This window comes from uncultured Limnohabitans sp. (genome assembly GCF_937889215.1).
Classification (GTDB): domain Bacteria; phylum Pseudomonadota; class Gammaproteobacteria; order Burkholderiales; family Burkholderiaceae_C; genus Limnohabitans_A.
Genome location: NZ_CALBEX010000461.1, coordinates 1 through 5289 on the forward strand (window position 1 = coordinate 1; position 5289 = coordinate 5289).

5 protein-coding genes and 1 pseudogene are annotated in these 5289 nt (G+C 60.0%); 5 read left to right on the top strand and 1 reads right to left on the bottom strand.

All coding sequences use genetic code 11. The annotated features are described in order from the left end of the window. The 3 genes and pseudogenes from Q0341_RS11625 to Q0341_RS11635 form a co-directional block, all read left to right on the top strand. Nucleotides 1-2017, top strand: a pseudogene (locus tag Q0341_RS11625) (FtsX-like permease family protein); the annotation flags it as partial. 42 nt (nt 2018-2059) lie between these two features. Next, nucleotides 2060-2464 (top strand): group II truncated hemoglobin, encoded by a 405-nt coding sequence (locus Q0341_RS11630; RefSeq protein WP_299513444.1) that lies wholly within the window; start codon nt 2060-2062, stop codon nt 2462-2464. A 59-nt stretch (nt 2465-2523) separates the two neighbouring features. Next, nucleotides 2524-3162, top strand: a complete 639-nt coding sequence (locus Q0341_RS11635; RefSeq protein WP_299513446.1) for a Smr/MutS family protein — start codon at nt 2524-2526, stop codon at nt 3160-3162. Nucleotides 3163-3171: 9 nt separating this feature from the next. Here the strand turns inward: Q0341_RS11635 and Q0341_RS11640 are convergent, their stop codons facing one another. After that, nucleotides 3172-3999 carry a symmetrical bis(5'-nucleosyl)-tetraphosphatase gene (locus tag Q0341_RS11640; RefSeq protein WP_299513448.1) on the bottom strand — a complete coding sequence of 276 codons (828 nt, stop codon included), beginning with the start codon at nt 3997-3999 and terminating at the stop codon, nt 3172-3174. A gap of 267 nt (nt 4000-4266) precedes the next feature. Between Q0341_RS11640 and Q0341_RS11645 the strand changes: the two genes are divergently transcribed. Both Q0341_RS11645 and Q0341_RS11650 read left to right on the top strand, forming a co-directional pair. Next, nucleotides 4267-4566, top strand: coding sequence for an H-NS histone family protein (locus Q0341_RS11645; protein ID WP_299513450.1), 300 nt, complete (start codon nt 4267-4269; stop codon nt 4564-4566). Between the two features lie 170 nt (nt 4567-4736). Next, nucleotides 4737-5289 (top strand): transcription termination/antitermination protein NusG (locus tag Q0341_RS11650; protein ID WP_299513452.1); only part of this gene is annotated, 553 nt, incomplete at its 3' end.

Consider the following 5289-nt stretch of genomic DNA (forward strand, 5'->3'; position numbering starts at 1 on the left):
TTGCGCATTGGTGCCACCATCAACCGCGAGCCCGACCGGGGGCGCGGGCTTCATGGCTTTTGCGCCACGCGTGATGATGAACATGGCCGACTTGGCCTCCACTGGCTTGGTGCAGCCCGCCAGCCGCGTGAGCTGGCGCATGGCTGTGGCCGGCAGCGATGTAGCCGTGCGCCCATTTTTGCCTTGGGCGCAGGCCCAGGCCGAAAAGCCGGAGGTGCGCGGCGTGAAAGTCGAGTCGCTGGACAGCGGCCGCCCCGAGATGCGCCAGACTCTGGACCGGGCCTCTCAATTTTTGAACCTGGTGGCCTTGTTGGCCGCCTTGCTGTGCGCCGTGGCCGTGGCCTTGGCGGCACGCAGTTTTGCCGAGCGGCAGCTCGACGCCTGTGCTTTGTTGCGCGTTTTGGGGCAAAGCCAGCGCACACTCACATTGAGCTACGGTCTCGAATTTCTGGGCGCTGGCCTGGTGGCCAGCGTGCTGGGTGTGCTGGCCGGTTATGGCGTGCACCTGGGGTTTGTGCAGTTGCTCGCCGGTCTGGTCGATGCCAACTTGCCCGATGCCACGCTGCAGCCTGCGCTGATGGGTCTGGCCATGGGCTTGACGCTGTTGGTGGCCTTTGGTCTGCCGCCCGTGTTGCAGCTGGCCAAAGTGCCACCGCTGCGCGTGATCCGCCGCGACTTGGGCAGCGTGCAGGTGCGCTCGGGTCTGGTGTTGGTGATGGGCTTGCTCGGCTTTGCTGTCACCTTGCTCATGGTCAGCCGCAACCTGACGCTGGGCCTGATCACGGTGGGTGGTTTCGCCGTGGCGCTCCTGGTGTTTGCCGCTCTGGCGGCGGCAGCTTTGTTTGTGCTGCGCCGGGTGGTGCCAGACGAGTCGGCCCCGCGTTGGTTGCGCCTGGCCACGCGGCAGGTGGCGGCGCGGCCGGTGTTTGCGGTGGTGCAGGTCAGCGCCTTGTCGGTGGGCTTGTTGGCATTGGCTTTGCTGGTGTTGTTGCGCACCGACCTGATCGCCAGCTGGCGTCAGGCCACGCCCGTGAATGCGCCCGATCGGTTTGTCATCAACGTGCAGCCTGATCAGGCCGAGGCCTTTTTGGCGCACCTGAAAAAAGCGGGCGTGCAGTCGCCCGATTGGTTCCCCATGATCCGGGGCCGACTGGTGGCCATCAATGGCCGCGTTGTGGGTCCGGACGACTTGGAAGCGGACCGGGGCAAACGCTTGCTTGACCGCGAGATCAACCTCTCGCACAGCGCGATGTTGCCGGATCACAACCCGCTGGTGGCTGGACGCTGGCAGGTCGAAGAGGCCGACGGCGTGAGTGTGGAAGAGGGCATTGCCCAGGCGCTGGGCCTGAAGCTTGGGGATCGCCTGGGTTTTGACATTGCCGGTCAGCCGCACGAGGCCCGCGTCACCTCCCTGCGCAAGGTGGACTGGGCCTCGATGCGGGCCAATTTCTTCATGCTGTTCCCGGTCTCGCAAATGCCCGATTTGCCCATGACCTACATGGCCGCTTTCCGGTCTCCACAGGGCGTGCCGGGTTTTGAAAACACCATGGTCAACGCCTTTCCCAACATCACCAGCGTGGACATGCGCAGCACGTTGGCGCAGGTGCAGCGGGTCATGGACCAGGTGATTCGGGCCGTGGAGTTTTTGTTTGCCTTCACTTTGGCAGCGGGCCTGATGGTGTTGCTGGCCGCAGTGGGCGCGAGCCGCCAAGCGCGTGAACGCGAATACGCCATCATGCGGGCGCTGGGCGCAGGCCGCAGCCTGCTGGCGCAGGTGCAGCGCACTGAGCTTTTGGGCATAGGCTGGCTGGCCGGGTTCATGGCCAGTGGCATGGCCTTGGTGGTGGGCTGGGCCTTGGCCCGCTATGCCTTCGAATTTGCTTGGCAGCCACCCTTGTGGGCACCTCTGGCTGGAGGCGTGGCTGGTGCTTTGCTGGCCTGGGGTGCGGGCAGCCTGAGCTTGGCCGGGGTTTTGCGCCAGCCAGTGGTACAGACTTTGCGCCAGGCGGCGCAGTGAAGCCTTTGGCTCGCCTCTTTTCGCATTGCACAATCGAGCCCTATGAACACCGAAGAAAAGCCCCCCTTGGATACCCCGTTTGCTTGGATCGGCGGCGAAGCGGCTGTGCGCAGTTTGGCTGACCGCTTTTATGACCTGATGGACATCGAGCCAGGCTACAAGGCGTTGCGCGATGCACACGGCAGCACTTTGCAAGATGCCCGCGACAAACTGTTTTGGTTTTTGTGCGGTTGGCTGGGCGGGCCGGAGCATTACACCGAGCGTTTTGGTCACCCACGTTTGCGCATGCGCCACATGCCATTTTCGATTGGCGTGCTCGAGCGCGACCAATGGTTGGCCTGCATGGACCAGGCCATGACCGAGACGCATGTTGACCCCGTGCTGCGCGAGCGGCTCAATGCCAGCTTTTTCAAAACCGGCGATTGGATGCGCAACCGGGGCGATTGAGGTGCGCCCGATGGGCTTGTGCGCCGTGCATGTCCCCTAACGTCTAGCCAGGATCTACTGTGAAAATCAACGCCTTGCAAGACCTGAAAAAAGTCCGCCAGAAGCTGGCCGAAGCCCACGCGCAAGCCCAGGCCGAGGCGGCTGCTCAGGCCTTGGCTGCTCGCAAGCGCGACGCCGAAAGCAACCTGTTTGTGCGGGCTGTAGGTGTCGTGCAGCGCTTGCCTGCGCACGGCCAAGTCCAGTTGGAAGGTCCAAGCCCGGCCCCGATCGCACACCAACGCCAAAAGGACGACGAGGCGGTGCTGCGCGATTGCCTGAGCGACGAGTTTGACGCCAGCACCTTGCTTGACACCGATGATGCGCTGAGCTTTCGACGCCCCGGCATTGGCCGTGATGTGATCCACAAGCTGCGCAAAGGAGATTGGTCGATTCAGCGCGAGATCGATTTACATGGCCTGCGCAGCGATGAGGCCCGCTTGGCATTGTCCGAGTTCATCCGGCAGGCGCAACGCCAAGGCTTGCGCTGCTTGCGCGTGGTGCATGGCAAAGGCTTGGGCTCGCCCGGCAAGACGCCAGTGCTCAAGTCCAAAGTGCACAGTTGGCTGGTGCAAAAAAACCAGGTTATGGCTTTCGTCCAGGCCAAGCCCGCAGAAGGCGGTGCCGGGGCCTTGTTGGTCTTGCTCAAGCCGGGCGGCTGAGGGAGGCAGTTAACCCGGCACCTGCGCCTGTTCGCAAGCCACTTCAACCCATTCACGTTGACCGTTCTCGTCTTGGCGCATGGCGCTCAGGCAGCCGCCCCAGACGCATCCGGTGTCCAATGCCCAGACGTCATTGCGCTCTTGTCGGCCCAGCGTGGACCAGTGGCCAAAAGCTACCGTGATGTCGGCCGTGCGCCGCCCGGGTACATCGAACCAAGGCATGAAACCCTCCGGCGCCTGTGCGGCACTGTCTTTGGTGGCAAATTCCATCGTGCCATCGGCAGCGCAAAAACGCAGCCGCGTCAGCGCGTTGACCACCACGCGCCAGCGGTCCATGCCCTGCAAGTCATCGTGCCAAGCGGCGGGTTGGTTGCCATACATCTGGGCTAAAAAATCAGGCAAGTCTGGTCCGCGCAAAACGCCTTGGACCTCGTCCGCCAAGGACAGGGTTTGCGTCAGTGTCCAGTCGGGCAAGACCCCGGCATGCACCGACAAAACCCCGTGAGACCACAGCGCCAAGTGCTGCTGGCGCAGCCAACCGATCAGTGCGCTTCGGTCGGGCGCTTGCAGCAGGCCATCCAAGGTGTCAAGCCGTTTGGGTCGGCTGTGGCCATAAGCCACGGCCAGGGCGTGCAAATCGTGGTTGCCCAGCAGGCACTGCACGCTGCCTTGCAATGTCATCAAGCGGCGCAGGACGCCCACAGAGTCCGGGCCCCGGTTGACCAAGTCGCCCAAAACCACCAAGTGGTCACGGCTGGGTGAAAAAGCCACTTTGTCCAGCAAGCGGCCCAGCGGGGCATCGCAGCCTTGAATATCGCCGATCCAGTAAACAGCCATTTTTTCCTTAAATTAAAAAACAAGGTCCGTTAATAGGGTGGACCGGTTGGAATTGTCGTCCCGATAGATGAAAACGCCAACCTTTGCGAGCGCTCCAAGTTGAGGTATTGGACAGGTTCGGTTTTCAATGCCGTTAATCTGAACCAGTGTGGCTGTCTGAATAATCCACACATGTAAAGTTATTTAAAAAAAGAATGCGTTTCTTTCAAATCAAGACACAGCTTGTTGTATATTCATGCTTTCATATTTTTAATTGGAGTGCTAACCATGTCACAAACTTATAAAGAATTATTGCAGCAGCACGAAGCTTTGGAGTTGGCCATTGCCCAAGCCCGTCAAAATGAAATTTCAAGTGCCGTTGCCAAAGTTCGCGAATTGGTGGCCGAGTATGGCTTGACAGTCCAAGACATTTTTCCAGGTCGTGGCGGCAAAACTGGCACAGTCAAGGCGGCCAGCAAGGTGGCGGCCAAGTACCGCGATGAGGCGACAGGCCAGACTTGGACCGGTCGCGGCAAAGCTCCCAAGTGGATCGAAGGCAAGGACCGCACACCTTTTATCATTGCCTAATTGGATGGCGAACTGAACGGTTCACGACAATGTGAGCCTTTCATATGCGCCCAAGCCATGGCCATGTTCATGCAACCCCGCATTGGCGGGGTTTTTATTGCGCGAACGTTTGAGGTGATTCCCCAGTTGGGCGATACAATTCATTTTTATAATAAAGCTGCAGATTTTGAATGAGCGGATTGAACGATTTGGACTACGGCGACGTTGAAAATCAGACGGTTGACCGTTGGTATTTGGTGTATTCCAAACCCAGGCAAGAGGCTGTGGCCCATGCCAATCTGGCACAACAGGGGTTTGAAGCGTATTTGCCGCTGTTTAAGAAATTCAAAAAAACCGAACAAGGGCCCGTGGCGCTGTTCGAGCCCATGTTTCCCAGGTACGTCTTGTTTCGCCCCATGAGGGCCGAGCAAAGTATTTCAGTGGTGCGCAGCACCAAAGGGGTGGCGACATTGGTGCGTTTTGGCTTCGAGCCCGCTTTGTTGCATGACGACTTGGTGAGACAAATTCGTCAGATGGAGCAAGAACGTGATCAGGCCACCCTCCAAGAGCTGAGCCAATTGAAGGTCGGACAAGCGGTGCGACTCAAGCACACGGCCCTCGGTGCCATTGAGGGCTTGGTGCAAAACGTGTCGAGTCAGCGTGTTGCTGTTTTGTTGGAAATTTTGGGGCGACCCACTGTGGTGCAGGTGGCGCACCACCAAGTCGAAGCCGCGAGCTCAGTCT

Coding starts and splice junctions, on each gene's coding strand:
- Q0341_RS11630 (WP_299513444.1), top strand. CDS start 2,060: ATGAACACCGAAGAAAAGCCCCCCTTGGATACCCCGTTTGCTTGGATC.
- Q0341_RS11645 (WP_299513450.1), top strand. CDS start 4,267: ATGTCACAAACTTATAAAGAATTATTGCAGCAGCACGAAGCTTTGGAG.
- Q0341_RS11640 (WP_299513448.1), bottom strand. CDS start 3,999: ATGGCTGTTTACTGGATCGGCGATATTCAAGGCTGCGATGCCCCGCTG.